At 47.3% G+C, this 14,177-nt stretch carries 9 protein-coding genes; 8 read left to right on the top strand and 1 reads right to left on the bottom strand.

What is annotated here, in order from left to right; genetic code table 11:
• Nucleotides 1-104: 104 nt before the first annotated feature.
• Nucleotides 105-2,390 (bottom strand): NADP-dependent malic enzyme, encoded by a 2,286-nt coding sequence (locus OCV81_RS04310; RefSeq protein WP_148328688.1) that lies wholly within the window; start codon nt 2,388-2,390, stop codon nt 105-107.
• Nucleotides 2,391-2,821: 431 nt separating this feature from the next.
• Here OCV81_RS04310 and OCV81_RS04315 point away from each other — a divergent pair, with 431 nt between their 5' ends.
• The 8 genes from OCV81_RS04315 (at nt 2,822) to OCV81_RS04350 (ending at nt 14,029) form a co-directional block, all read left to right on the top strand.
• Nucleotides 2,822-3,928, top strand: coding sequence for an efflux RND transporter periplasmic adaptor subunit (locus OCV81_RS04315; protein WP_394802515.1), 1,107 nt, complete (start codon nt 2,822-2,824; stop codon nt 3,926-3,928).
• Nucleotides 3,929-4,026: 98 nt separating this feature from the next.
• A complete protein-coding gene (locus tag OCV81_RS04320; RefSeq protein ID WP_148328690.1) occupies nt 4,027-7,257 on the top strand; it encodes an efflux RND transporter permease subunit in 3,231 nt (1,076 codons plus the stop codon).
• An 8-nt stretch (nt 7,258-7,265) separates the two neighbouring features.
• The gene (locus OCV81_RS04325) at nt 7,266-8,648 is read left to right on the top strand and encodes a TolC family protein (protein WP_148328692.1); all 1,383 of its coding nucleotides are present in this window, start codon (nt 7,266-7,268) and stop codon (nt 8,646-8,648) included.
• A gap of 22 nt (nt 8,649-8,670) precedes the next feature.
• Complete coding sequence (lpxA, locus tag OCV81_RS04330; protein ID WP_148328694.1) at nt 8,671-9,438, top strand: acyl-ACP--UDP-N-acetylglucosamine O-acyltransferase; 768 nt, start codon at nt 8,671-8,673, stop codon at nt 9,436-9,438.
• 11 nt (nt 9,439-9,449) lie between these two features.
• Complete coding sequence (locus OCV81_RS04335; RefSeq protein WP_148328696.1) at nt 9,450-10,091, top strand: TetR/AcrR family transcriptional regulator; 642 nt, start codon at nt 9,450-9,452, stop codon at nt 10,089-10,091.
• Nucleotides 10,092-10,229: 138 nt separating this feature from the next.
• Nucleotides 10,230-11,606, top strand: coding sequence for an SGNH/GDSL hydrolase family protein (locus OCV81_RS04340; protein WP_148328698.1), 1,377 nt, complete (start codon nt 10,230-10,232; stop codon nt 11,604-11,606).
• Nucleotides 11,593-12,561, top strand: a complete 969-nt coding sequence (locus OCV81_RS04345; protein ID WP_148328700.1) for a GDSL-type esterase/lipase family protein — start codon at nt 11,593-11,595, stop codon at nt 12,559-12,561. The genes OCV81_RS04340 and OCV81_RS04345 overlap by 14 nt, the downstream gene beginning before the upstream one ends.
• Complete coding sequence (locus OCV81_RS04350; protein ID WP_148328702.1) at nt 12,527-14,029, top strand: MBOAT family O-acyltransferase; 1,503 nt, start codon at nt 12,527-12,529, stop codon at nt 14,027-14,029. The genes OCV81_RS04345 and OCV81_RS04350 overlap by 35 nt, the downstream gene beginning before the upstream one ends.
• Nucleotides 14,030-14,177: the final 148 nt, after the last annotated feature.

Raw genomic sequence — 14,177 nt, forward strand, 5'->3', positions numbered from 1 at the left:
TGTAAGTTGGAAATAAATGATACACGGAGGAACAGACGGGCAAGGGAATCTGCAGGTTTCCTTGCGGCTGTACCTCCGTGTGGGTTTAATGGATTATGAAACGCTTATTGCGCTTTTTTCTTTTTGTCGACGATGGCATCGATGCAGGCAATGGCGGTGATGTTGACAATGTCGCGCACGGAGCTTTCGATGTCGGTGAAGTGAATCGGTTTGTTCAATCCCATCTGAATCGGGCCGATGACCTCCGTCTCACTCATGCTTTGGATGAGCTGGTAGGTGGCGTTGGCTGAACTCAGGTTCGGGAATACCAGTGTGTTCACTTCCTTGCCTTTCAGGCGGGTGAAAGGATATTTCTCGTCACGGAGTGCATTGTTCAAGGCAAATTTCACTTGCATTTCGCCGTCGATAGCCAAGTCGGGGTATTCCTGATGGAGCTGGTTCACAGCTTCGTGTACCTTGGCTGGGCTACCTTCGGTATCGGAACCGAAGTTGGAGTAGGACAGCATGGCCATCACGGGTTCCTGATTGAAGAAACGTACGGCTTTGGCTGACAGCTTGGCAATGTCAATCAGGGTATCGGTATCCGGATGACGGTTAATCAGGGTGTCGGCAATGAAATAGGTGCCTTTCTTGGAATTTAGGATGTGCATGGTACCGAAATGTTTGTATCCCGGCTGGATGCCGATGACTTCCTTGGCTACCTTGATGGTGTTGGAATACTTGGTGTATAGTCCGGTAACAAATGCATCGGCTTCACCGGTTTCTACCATCATCATACCGAAGTAGTTGCGTTCGAACATCTTGTCGTTGGCTTCCTGGAAGTTGGCACCTTCACGGGCCCGTTTTTCGCAAAGGATGCGGGCATAGCGTTCGCGACGTTCGGCTTCGCGGTCGTGACGCAGGTTGACGATTTCAATGCCTTCCAGATTCAGATCGAGTTCTTTGGCCAGTTTTTCGATGCGTTCTTCGTTGCCCAGCAGAATCGGGTGGCAGATACCTTCGGCCTTGGCTTCCACGGCAGCTTTCAACATATTGGGGTGGATGCCTTCAGCAAAGACCACACGCTGTGGGTTATGGCGGGCAGTCTCATACAGCTGGCGGGTCAGTTTGTTCTCTTGTCCCATCAGCTCTTTCAGGCGGTTCTTATATTCGTCCCAGTCGGTAATCTGTTTGCGGGCTACGCCGGATTCCATGGCAGCTTTGGCTACGGCCATGGAGACTTCGGTAATCAGGCGCGGGTCTACCGGTTTTGGGATGAAATATTCCGGTCCGAAAGTCAGGTTGTTCACATGGTAAGCTTCGTTGACCACGTCGGGCACCGGTTTCTTGGCCAGTCCGGCGATGGCACGTACGGCAGCCAGTTTCATTTCTTCATTGATGGCAGTGGCACGGGTGTCGAGGGCACCACGGAAAATGTAGGGGAATCCGATGACATTGTTGATTTGGTTCGGATAGTCGGAACGTCCGGTAGACATCAATACGTCCGGGCGGGAAGCCATGGCATCTTCGTAGGAAATTTCCGGAGTCGGGTTGGCCAAGGCGAAGACAATCGGATGAGAGGCCATGCTGCGCACCATATCTTGTGTCAGGACATTGCCTTTGGACAGCCCGAGGAATACATCGGCACCTTTAATGGCTTCTGCCAAGGTGTGGATGTCGGTACGGTCGGTCGCAAAGAATTTTTTCTGTTCGTTGAGGTCGGTACGTTGCTTGGAGATGACTCCTTTGCTGTCAATCATAACAATGTTTTCCAAACGGGCACCGAGTGAGACGTAGAGTTTCGTACAAGATACGGCAGAAGCACCGGCTCCATTGACCACGATTTTTACGTCTTCAATCTTTTTTCCTGCCACTTCCAAGGCATTCAACAAGCCGGCACTGGAGATGATAGCTGTACCATGCTGGTCGTCATGCATTACCGGAATGTCCAGTTCTTCTTTCAAACGCTGTTCTATCTTGAAGCACTCAGGAGCCTTGATGTCTTCCAAGTTGATACCTCCGAAAGTTGGGGCAATGGCCTTTACGGCTTCAATGAATTTATCCGGATCTTTTTCGTTTACCTCGATGTCGAATACGTCGATGCCTGCATAGATTTTAAACAGCAGACCTTTTCCTTCCATGACAGGTTTTCCACTCATGGCGCCGATGTCACCCAATCCCAATACGGCGGTTCCATTGGAAATTACGGCCACCAAGTTACCTTTGTCGGTATAATCGTAGGCCGTATCCGGATTTTTTTGGATTTCCAGACAGGGTTCTGCTACTCCAGGAGAGTAGGCCAATGACAAATCCCTCTGTGTCTGATAGGGTTTGGTGGGGACTACTTCGATTTTCCCCGGTTTGCCTTGCGAATGGTAGAGCAAAGCAGCTTCTTTTGTTATTTTTGTCATAATTTCTTCGTTTTTTAGGTATTTCAAAGAATAAAGCGTTGCGCAAATGTAGGAATAAAATAACAAATGGACTGTTTTTTTCTGAAAAAAACTATAAAACGAATTTTGTTTATGTTTTTTGTCGATGTTTATCGTCAATTGGTCGGATTAATTTGGCTATATGTAAGTATATCTTCGTTTTATGGTTATTCTTAGTTAAAGGCCGTTTTTCAGGCTGTACTTTTTCACTATATTTGCACCATTAAAAACTAAAAAAGGGCTTAAAGTTTTCATTGAAGAACTTTATATTTTGAGAGAGTGAAGAATAAAATCAATTTTTAGTTATGAATATAAGTATGAGCACAAAAAGAAACAGAAGTCTTTCTTCTAGCCGAGTGGCATTCTATGCATTGACTCTTTCGGTTCTGACTGCTTGTGGTGGTCAGGGGGGTATGAAAATGGGTGATGATCAATTTGCGGTACAGGCGGTGGCATTTACTTCCACTAACCAGTCAACTCAGTACCCGGCAACAATCAAGGGTTTGCAGGACATCGAAATCCGTCCTCAAGTTTCAGGTTTTATTGTTAAGTTGTGTGTGGATGAAGGTGCGACCGTTCACAAAGGACAGGCGTTGTTCCAGATTGACCCGACACAGTACAAGGCTGCATACGACCAGGCGAAGGCAAGCGTGGCTTCAGCTAAAGCTAACCTGGAAACTGTGACTTCTACGGAGGCCAACAAGAAAATGTTGCACGAACAGAAGATTATCAGCGACTTTGAATATCAGACTGCGGTCAATAATTTGCTTTCTGCAAAGGCTAGTCTGGCCCAGGCAGAAGCTGCTTATGCCGCTGCCAAACAAAACTTGGGATTCTGTACGGTGACTAGTCCGTCGGATGGTGTAATCGGTACATTCCCGTATCGTGTGGGTGCGCTGGTTAGTCCGTCGGTAGCTGAACCGCTGACTACAGTTTCTCAGATTGGCGATATGTATGTGTATTTCTCTATGACTGAAAAGCAGTTGCTGGCCTTGACTCGTGCAGGAGGTACATTGAAGGAACAGCTGGAAAAGATGCCGGCAGTGAAATTGCAACTGGCAGATGGTACTATGTACTCCGAGGAAGGTAAGATTGATGCTGTAAGTGGGGTGATTGACCAGAGCACCGGTTCTGTAAGCATGCGCGCTATTTTCCCGAACAAGCAGAACGTGCTGCGTAGTGGAGGTATGGCAAACGTGGTATTCCCTTACACGATGAGTGATGTGATTCTGATTCCCCAAACTGCTACTCAGGAAATTCAGGACAAGAAGTTTGTGTATGTGTTGCAGTCAGACAATACCATTAAACATACGGAAGTGCAGATTTCCAACTTGAACGATGGAAAGAATTACATCGTGACAGGTGGTTTGAAACCAGGCGACAAGATTGTAGTCGAGGGTGTTCAGACTTTGAGCGACGGACAGAAGATTACTCCGATTACTCCGGCTGAAAAGGAAGCTAAATATCAGAAAGCTTTGCAGGATCAGAAGGAGGGTAACATTCAGACAGCTTTCAATTAATTAATAAAGGTTCGTAAAAGAAGGTGAATCTCGTGATGACCGTTACGGGCGTGTAAGAGAACGGGATTCCCGGGACTGAAATAAAATTGTATTAAAGAATGAAACTAGATAAATTTATTAACCGTCCGGTGCTATCAACGGTAATCTCTATCTTGATAGTCATTTTGGGTGTGATTGGTCTGGCTACTTTGCCAGTTACACAATATCCGGACATTGCGCCTCCTACCGTATCGGTAAGAGCTACTTATACAGGTGCGAACGCACAGACTGTATTGAACTCAGTGATTGCTCCGCTGGAAGACCAGATTAACGGTGTGGAAAACATGATGTACATTCAGTCTAGTGCATCCAACAACGGTTCTGCTGATATCAGCGTATATTTTAACCAAGGTACCGATCCGGATATGGCGGCGGTCAACGTACAGAACCGTGTTTCTATGGCGCAGGGTCTGTTGCCGGCTGAAGTAACTAAAGTCGGTGTGACTACGCAGAAACGTCAGAACTCCATGTTGTTGATTTTCTCTTTGTATGATGCAGAAGATAAATACAACATTGAGTTTATTGAAAACTACGCTAAAATCAACTTGATTCCGGAAGTTCAGCGTGTGAAAGGTGTGGGTGATGCCAACGTGATGGGTCAGGACTATTCTATGCGTATCTGGTTGAAGCCGGATATCATGGCACAATATAATCTGGTGCCGGCAGATATCTCTAATGCTTTGGCCGAACAGAATATTGAAGCGGCTCCGGGACAGTTTGGTGAACGTGGTAACCAGACTTTCCAGTACACTATCCGTTACAAAGGACGTCTGCAGCAGACGGAAGAATTTGAAGACATTGTGATTAAGGCTCTGCCCGACGGTGAAGTGCTTCGTTTGGGAGATGTAGCCCGTATTGAACTGGGTCGTCTGGCCTATACCTTTAATAATACAGTAAATGGTCATAAGGCGGTAACTTGTATCGTGTTCCAGATGGCGGGAACCAACGCTACGGAAACCATCAACAACTTGTTGGATGTAATCAGCAAAGCAGAAGAAAGTTTGCCTGCCGGTTTGAAGATTAACGTGGCACAGAATGCCAACGACTTCTTGTATGCGTCTATTCACGAAGTTATCAAGACTTTGATTGAGGCATTTATCCTGGTGTTCATTGTAGTGTATGTCTTCTTGCAGGATATGCGTTCTACGTTGATTCCGGCCATTGCCATTCCGGTAGCTTTGATTGCGACCTTCTTTGTCTTGAAACTGATTGGATTTAGTGTGAACTTGCTGACCCTGTCGGCGATGGTGCTGGCCATTGCGATTGTGGTCGATGATGCGATTGTGGTGGTGGAAGGTGTCCATGCAAAACTGGACCAGGGATACAAATCTTCTCGTGAGGCTTCTATCGATGCCATGAGCGAGCTGGGTGGTGCATTGGTATCCATTACACTGGTCATGATGTCCGTATTTATTCCGGTAAGTTTCATGGGTGGTACAGCCGGTACATTCTACCGTCAGTTCGGTATCACCATGGCTATCTCTATCGCCTTCTCTGCATTGAACGCATTGACTTTGTCACCGGCCTTGTGTGCCCTCTTCCTGAAACCGCATGATTCCGAACATAAGCCGAAGAAGATGAGCATGATCGATCGCTTCCATACCTCTTTCAATGCGGCCTACGATTCTTTGTTGAAGAGTTATAAAAAACGTGTGGTATTCTTTATCCATAAGAAATGGCTGTCAATGGGACTGGTAGTTGCTTCTATTGTGCTGTTGATTTTCTTCATGAAGATTACTCCGACCGGTATGGTGCCGAACGAAGATACAGGTACTATCATGGGTGCCGTGACCTTGCCTCCTGGAACTTCACAGGAACGTGCCATGGAAGTATTGGCCAAGGTAGACAGCCTGGTAGCCGCAGAACCGGCTGTTCAGTCACGTACTATTATTTCTGGTTATAGCTTCATCGGTGGTCAGGGACCTTCTTACGGTTCTGTCATCATCAAGTTGAAAGACTGGGAAGAACGTTCATTGATGCAGAACTCAGATATTATTTATGCGACTTTGTTCATGCGTGCGCAGAAAGTCATCAAGGATGCACAGGTATTGTTCTTTGCTCCTCCGATGATTCCGGGTTACTCTGTATCAAGTGATATCGAGTTGAACATGCAAGATAAGACCGGTGGTAGCTTGGATCATTTCTTTGAAGTGGTGAACAGTTATACCGCAGCTTTGGAAGCACGGCCGGAAATCAACTCTGCGAAGACCACCTTCAACCCGAGCTTCCCGCAGTATCAGCTGGATATCGATGCGGCAGCTTGTAAGAAGGCGGGTATCAGTCCGAGTGACATCCTTTCTACCATGCAGGGATACTTCGGCGGTTTGTACGCATCTAACTTCAACCGTTTCGGTAAAATGTACCGTGTAATGATTCAGGCTGAACCGGATGCCACCAAGAACATGGAATCGCTAAATGGCGTGAAAGTGCGTGGAAGCAACGGAGAAATGGCACCTATCACTCAGTTCGTCAGCTTGAAGAAAGTATATGGGCCGGATATCATCAGCCGTTTCAACCTGTACACTTCTATGAAGGTGATGGTGGCTCCGGCTTCCGGATATACGTCAGGTCAGGCACTGCAAGCCATTGCAGAAGTGGCTAAGGAAAACCTGCCGACCGGATTTGGTTACGAGCTGGGAGGTATGGCGCGTGAGGAGGCTTCTTCAAGCGGCAGTACGACAGGTATCATCTTTGTGCTCTGTTTTGTATTCGTGTACCTGTTGCTGAGTGCCCAGTATGAAAGTTACATCCTTCCGCTGGCCGTATTGCTTTCCGTACCGTTCGGTTTGATGGGTAGCTTTATCTTTGTCAACGGATTCGGTGCATTGGGTAGCATCCCGGCCTTGAAGATGATTGTCGGTTCTATGTCAAACGATATCTACATGCAGATTGCCTTGATTATGTTGATGGGTCTGTTGGCAAAGAACGCCATCTTGATTGTAGAGTTCGCCCTCGACCGTCGTAAGCAGGGTATGAGTATCTCATGGGCTGCCGTTCTCGGTGCCGCCGCTCGTCTGCGACCTATCTTGATGACCTCTTTGGCCATGATTGTCGGTTTGCTTCCGTTGATGTTTGCTTTCGGTGTAGGTGCTCACGGTAACCGTACATTGGGTTCTTCCGCTATCGGTGGTATGTTAATCGGTATGATTTTGCAGATTTTCATCGTTCCTGTATTGTTCGTCATCTTCCAGTGGCTGCAAGAAAAGGTTAAACCGATGGAATGGGATAGCCTCGATGAAAGCGAAGTAGAGTCTGAAATTGAACAGTATTCTCCTAATACGCATAAATAAGATTGATAATGAAAAAACAGATAATAGGAATGATGTGTCTGACTGCCATGATGAGCAGCTGCCACATTTATAAAGCTTACGACCGTCCGGAAACGATAGATGCCTCAGGCATCTATCGCGACCCGGCTTCGGCAACCGATACGTTGGCTTCGGACACAGCCAATATGGGAAATCTGCCTTGGAAGGAAGTGTTCCGTGATGCAAAACTGCAGGCTTTGATTGAAGAAGGATTGGCCAACAACGTGGATATGCAGGCAGCTGCCCTTCGCGTACAGGAAGCAAAAGTGATGCTGACTGCTGCGAAGTTGTCTTACTTGCCTACTATAAACTTTACTCCTCAGGGAACACTGAGCAGTTTTGACAAGTCGAAACCGACACAGACTTATCAACTGCCGGTTTCTGCCAGCTGGGAAATTGACTTGTTCGGGAAAATCCTGAATGCAAAGCGTGGACAGAAAGTGGCTTACGAACAGAGTAAATATTCTGAACAGGCTGTGCGCTCACAGATTATTTGCGGCATTGCCAATACGTACTATTCTTTGTTGATGCTTGACCGTCAGGTGGAAATCACGACTGAAACGGCTGCCATCTATAAGGAAAACGTACGGGTGATGGAAGCCATGAAGATTGCTGGTATGACTACTGAAGCGGCTGTGGCACAGATGCGTGCGGCAAGTCATCAGGTAGAAGCTTCTTTGATGGATTTGAAACGCCAGGTACGTGAAACGGAGAATTCATTGGCTGTGTTGCTGGCAAGAACTCCACAAACTATCGACCGTAGTACACTGGATGCACAGGTAATGCCGGAAGAACTGACAGCCGGGGTTCCGATGCAGTTGCTGGAAAATCGTCCGGACGTGAAGATGGCCGAAATGACCTTGGCTTCTGCTTATTATACGACTAATTCGGCACGTGCCGCTTTCTATCCGGGACTGAATATCACGGGTACCGCCGGATGGACAAACAGTGCGGGAATGGCAGTGCTGAATCCGGGAAAACTGATTCTGAATGCGGTGGCTTCACTGGCTCAGCCTATCTTCAACAATGGTAAGCTGATTGCCAACTTGAAAGTATCGAAGGCAGAAGAAAAGATTGCGCAGATGAATTACCAGCAGACGATTCTGGAAGCAGGTAAGGAAGTGAGCGACGCATTGTTCCTGTATGACACACAGAACAAGAAACTGGTGGAAGACCGTGGGCAGGTGGAACAACTGGATAAGGCAGTGACTTACACCAAGGCTTTGTTCCAGAGCGGTGATGCTACTTACCTGGAAATTCTGACTGCACAGCAGAACTTATTGAGCGCCCAGTTGAGCGAAGTTTCAGATAATTTCCAGCGTATGCAGGCTGTCATCAACCTGTACAGTGCACTGGGTGGAGGAAGAGAATAAGTAACCTTAAATATGAAGAAACATGATTAGTCCTTTAGCTTATGTGGATCCGTCGGCCAAACTTGGCAAGAATGTGACGGTGCATCCATTTGCCTATATCGACAAGAATGTAGAGATAGGCGATGATAATGTGATTATGCCCTACGCCAGCCTGATGAGTGGCACGCGCATGGGAAACGGCAATACGGTTTATCAGGGAGCAGTCGTTGCGGCTGTTCCCCAAGATTTTGCTTATACAGGAGAAGATACACTGGCCATCATCGGGAACCATAATGTGATTCGTGAAAATGCCGTGATTATCCGTGGTACACATGCTTCACACGCCACAAAAGTAGGTGATAACAATTTCATTATGACAGGTGCTCGCCTGTCACACGATGTGGAAGTGGGAAACCGTTGTATCATCGGAAACGGTTCACAGGTATCCGGTAACTGTATCATTTATGATTGTGCCATTCTGACATCGAATGTGCTGATGCAGGGAAACACGCGCCTGGGTAGTTATTCGCTGGTACAGGGTGGATGCCGTTTCATCAAGGATATCCCTCCTTATATCGTGGCTGCTCACGAACCGATTGCGTTCTACAGTATCAATACGAAGGTGCTGGAATATACCGGCATTTCTGAAACGGTGATCAAGCACATTGCACAGGCTTACCGTATCTTGTATAAAGCCAATACGTCTCAACATGATGCATTAGCCCGTATTCGGGAACAGATTCCCCACGGACCGGAAATTGAGAATATTCTTCAGTTTGTGGAATCTTCTCAATTAGGTATTATTCATTGATAGAAAAAACGATGGCAGGACGAAGAAGAGAAAGCAATCGTGAAGAGCTGAAAATGCGTATCGTAGATACTGCGGCAAAGGCTTTTAAGCGCTTGGGGATTAAGGCTGTCCACATGGACGACATTGCAGGCTCACTATCCATTTCCAAACGTACACTTTACGAATTGTTCGGCGACAAGGAACAGTTGTTGCTGGAGGTATTCAGCTTTTATCGTCAGTGCGTCAATCAAGACATGCAAGAACTTACTTCCAGGGCGGACAACGTACTGGAAGTGGTTCTTACGTTTTATGAACGAAAGGTCAACGAGTTGTGTCAGGTAAACCCTTTGTTTTTCCGCGATTTGCGCAAGTATCCCAAGGTGTTGGATTTCATACATGAAGAGCAGCAGCGAAATGATGTGGATGCTGTGAAGTATTTTCAGAAAGGGGTGGAACAAGGCATATTCCGTGATGACATTAATTTTCAGATTATCAATCAGACCATGACCATGCAGATGGACCTGTTGATTTACTCCGATATTACTTTACATTATCCTTTGGCAGAGATTTACAGTGAGATTACCATTCTGCACATGAGAGGGATTACTACGGAGAAAGGGAACCGTATGGTAGATGAATTCTTGAAGAATATCCGGGAAAAACGCCAAGGATAACGCTTTCATACCCAAATACCTCTATCTTTACAGAAGCCAGGCCATGCCTCGGCATAGTCAAAATTAGAAAACTGCGTTTTCTATTTGCCTCTGCACTCGGCTTTCACTATCTTTGCACTCGATTTTAGAGGAAAATTCATGAAGAATAGATTATTATACACTTTCCTGTTTACCCTTTTGGTAGTAGCAGGTTTGTTTGCCTTGCATTTCCTGCCGTCTCTCTCTTTCAGAAACAAGCCTTTGAGAAAGGTAGATTTGCTTTCCGATATACGTATCAAAAAAGAGGTGATGGAACCGATGGACTCCGATACCTTTGTCTTGCCTCCTCCCGTGAAGCCGGCCTTTGTGGATACCTGCAAGGACGGCATGGTTTGTATTGAGGAATATGTAGATTCTACCGGACGTGGCATGAGCCATTTTTATGAAGCATTGGGACAGGTCAATGCGATGGACCGCCCGGTGCGTATCGCTTATTTCGGGGATTCCTTTATTGAAGCCGATATCTTGACCGGTGATTTGCGTGAAATGCTGCAGAAGCGTTTCGGTGGATGTGGAGTGGGCTATGTACCAATAACTACCCAGATTGCTGGATTTCGTCCTACCGTTCATCACTCGTTTGGTGGATGGCATAGTCATGCCATTACAGATTCCGTTTATTTCGACCGTTCCCGTCAGGATATTTCCAATCATTACTTCATCCCTTCGCCGGGGGCGTATGTCACGCTGAAAGGGGAGAAGCGTTTTCTTTCCCGCATCGATACGTGCGACTTGTCTACCTGCTATTTTCTGGCTTCAGACTCCGTGACGCTGAGTGCTTCGGTAAATGGTGGTCAGAGTCGATTGTTTCCTATAAAAGGAAATGGGGAGTTGCAGGCCGTATCAGTGGGCGGTCGGATTGGTTCCATACGTTGGAACGTGGAAAAGCTGGATTCGGCTGCTTTGTTCTATGCGGTGACAATGGACCCGAAGCAGGGAGTGGTAGTGGATAATTTCAGTACTCGCGGCAGTAGCGGACAACAGCTGGGGCATATCCCGATGTCTATCCTCCGCCAATACAACCGGTTGCGGCCTTACGATTTGATTGTATTGCAATACGGGTTGAACGTGGCTTCGGAAAAGGTGTTAAACTATACATATTACAAGGATGCCATGAAACCTATCGTAGAACGTTTGAAGGAGGCATTCCCCGAGACTTCAATTCTAATTGTCAGTGTGGGCGACCGGGAATACAAGGATGAGAACGGTGAATTGTGTACCATGCCGGGAGTGAAACGGTTGATTCGTTACCAGCAGGCCCTGGCGGCAGAGACGCATGTGGCATTTTGGAATATGTTTGAGGCCATGGGAGGAGAAGGCAGCATGGTGAAGATGGTGGAAAGCAAACCGCAGATGGCCAATTACGATTATACACACATCAATTTCAGGGGAGGAAAGCACATTGCCGGACTTCTGTTTGAGACGTTGATGTACGGAAAGGAGCAATATGAAAAACGGAAAGCCTATGAGATGGAATAAACTGTGTGTATGGCTAGTGTCATGCTTCTTGTGTCTTTGGGTTACAGAAGGTGTGGCACAGGATGTAGTACCGGTGAAATCACGCCCTGACCGTCATTCCGGGCATGTGTCCGACAGCAAGGCCATGCAGCAGTTGCTGAAATTTATTCAGGTAAGCAATCCGATGCCTGCCAGTTTCAGAGAAACAACGGAAAACCGGATTGAAGACCCGACGGGAGAACTCCTTCCTTTTTGGCAGAAACTTTCTGTACTCGACCGTCCGCTGCGTATTGTGCACATTGGTGACTCGCACGTGCGGGGACATGTGTTTCCGTATGTGGCCCGCCGGCAACTGGAAGATGATTTCGGACGGGAAGCGGTACTGGATATGCAAGTGAATTACCGTACGTCCGGACTGGCGCACGAAACGGGAGCGGCGGGAATCGTTTACCATATACTAGGGGTGAACGGAGCGACTTATGGTTCTTTCTCCACTCCGGAGAACATACAACAGATTATCGACTTGAAGCCGGACTTGGTGATTCTTTCTTTTGGCACGAACGAGGCACACGGTCGTCGTTATTCTTCTACCGAACATATAGCACACATGGATTATCTGCTGGGAGAGTTGAAGAAAGGGTGTCCGCAGGCAGTTTATCTGCTGACCACTCCACCGGGGGCTTATGTGCGTAACGGTCGGAGGGGAGCTCGGGTAATCAATCCTCGGACAAAACTGGTGGTGAAGACGGAACAGGATTATGCCGCTTCCCGGAAACTGGCCTTGTGGGACATGTACCACATAGTGGGCGGCGAACGGCGGGCATGCCTGAACTGGAGTGCCGGAAACTATTACCAACGGGACAAGATTCATTTCACGCAGGACGGATATATCCTGCAGGGATTACTTTTACACGAAGCGATTATTAAATCATACAACAATTATGTGGAAACTCAACTGGACGGAACTCGGAATTGACTGGGATAGATTGAAGGATGTGCTGACGTATGATTCCACGCAGCCCATGATTTTCAGCAGCGGACTGTTTCTTTTCCTTTTCTTAGGATTCAGTCTGGTCTATCTTCTCTTGCAGAAGAAGACCACGGCACGCCTGCTGTTTGTCACTTTGTTTTCGTATTACTTCTATTATAAAAGCAGCGGTTTCTACTTTTTCCTGCTGGGTATTGTCACGGTGTCCGATTTCCTGCTGGCCCGCAGGATGGAGGTCACGCTGTCGGCATGGAAACGGAAAATGCTGGTGGTGTGCAGCTTGTGTATCAACCTTGGGTTGCTCTGCTATTTTAAGTACACGAACTTTTTCTATGAGATGCTGGCGCCTCTGTGGAACGGACAGTTCCAGCCGCTCGACATCTTCTTGCCGGTAGGCATTTCGTTTTTTACCTTCCAGTCGCTGAGCTATACCATCGATGTGTATCGCCGGGATTTGAAGCCGTTGTCGAACCTGCTGGACTATGCGTTTTATGTGTCTTTCTTTCCGCAGCTGGTAGCCGGACCGATTGTGCGTGCCCGCGATTTCATTTCACAAATTCGGCAACCGCTTTTCGTTTCGTCGGAGATGTTCGGACAGGGGATTTTCTTTATCGTGAGTGGCCTGTTCAAGAAGGCGGTCATTTCGGACTACATCAGTGTGAACTTTGTGGAACGTATATTTGATAATCCGGGATTGTATTCGGGACTGGAAAACCTGTTTGGGGTTTACGGGTATGCGCTGCAGATTTATTGTGACTTCTCGGGGTATAGCGACATGGCTATCGGTATTGCCTTGCTGTTGGGATTCCGTTTTCCGCTCAACTTCAACTCGCCTTACAAGGCGGACAGTGTGACCGATTTCTGGCATCGCTGGCACATCTCCTTGTCTACCTGGTTGCGCGACTACCTTTATATCTCTCTGGGAGGTAACCGGAAGGGAAAGATTCGTACCTACATCAACCTGATATTGACCATGCTGCTGGGAGGACTCTGGCATGGAGCTTCGTGGAACTTTGTGGTGTGGGGTGGATTGCACGGGGTGGCACTGGCCTTGCATAAGTTCTTCCGCAGTCTGCTGGGGCGTCCCAAGCAGTACCGTAGTCAGGGCCTGCGGAAATTCTTTGCCGTGGTGCTGACTTTCCATTTCGTGTGCTTCTGCTGGATTTTCTTCCGCAATGCCACGTTTGAAGCTTCTGTTACCATGATCCGGCAGATATTTACAGCTTTCCATCCGGAATTGCTGGAGCAGCTTCTGACGGGTTACTGGAAAGTTTTTGTGCTGATGGGAGTTGGTTTTCTGCTCCATTTCTGTCCTGATAGCTGGCAGAACTCCTGCAGTCGCGGCATGGTACGCCTGCCGTTGGTGGCACAGGCCTTGGTGATGATTGCTTTGATTTACTTGGTGATTCAGGTGAAAAGCAGCGATATCCAGCCCTTTATCTACTTCCAGTTCTAAAGAGGTGGCTTCCTGAGCGTGAGTGAGATGCAACTATTTTGAGAAAGAAAGACTATTTTTTCCTGAAAAAATTAGGAGAAAAGGGGGAATAATTGTATTTTTGTCACGCTTTCGAAATATCCTTTTGGATGGAGGACATTGGAAAGTG

This window comes from Phocaeicola fibrisolvens (assembly GCF_025567125.1).
Lineage (GTDB): Bacteria > Bacteroidota > Bacteroidia > Bacteroidales > Bacteroidaceae > Phocaeicola > Phocaeicola fibrisolvens.

Coding starts and splice junctions, on each gene's coding strand:
- OCV81_RS04325 (WP_148328692.1), top strand. CDS start 7,266: ATGAAAAAACAGATAATAGGAATGATGTGTCTGACTGCCATGATGAGC.
- OCV81_RS04315 (WP_394802515.1), top strand. CDS start 2,822: ATGAAAATGGGTGATGATCAATTTGCGGTACAGGCGGTGGCATTTACT.
- lpxA (WP_148328694.1), top strand. CDS start 8,671: ATGATTAGTCCTTTAGCTTATGTGGATCCGTCGGCCAAACTTGGCAAG.
- OCV81_RS04320 (WP_148328690.1), top strand. CDS start 4,027: ATGAAACTAGATAAATTTATTAACCGTCCGGTGCTATCAACGGTAATC.
- OCV81_RS04340 (WP_148328698.1), top strand. CDS start 10,230: ATGAAGAATAGATTATTATACACTTTCCTGTTTACCCTTTTGGTAGTA.
- OCV81_RS04335 (WP_148328696.1), top strand. CDS start 9,450: ATGGCAGGACGAAGAAGAGAAAGCAATCGTGAAGAGCTGAAAATGCGT.
- OCV81_RS04345 (WP_148328700.1), top strand. CDS start 11,593: ATGAGATGGAATAAACTGTGTGTATGGCTAGTGTCATGCTTCTTGTGT.
- OCV81_RS04310 (WP_148328688.1), bottom strand. CDS start 2,390: ATGACAAAAATAACAAAAGAAGCTGCTTTGCTCTACCATTCGCAAGGC.
- OCV81_RS04350 (WP_148328702.1), top strand. CDS start 12,527: ATGTGGAAACTCAACTGGACGGAACTCGGAATTGACTGGGATAGATTG.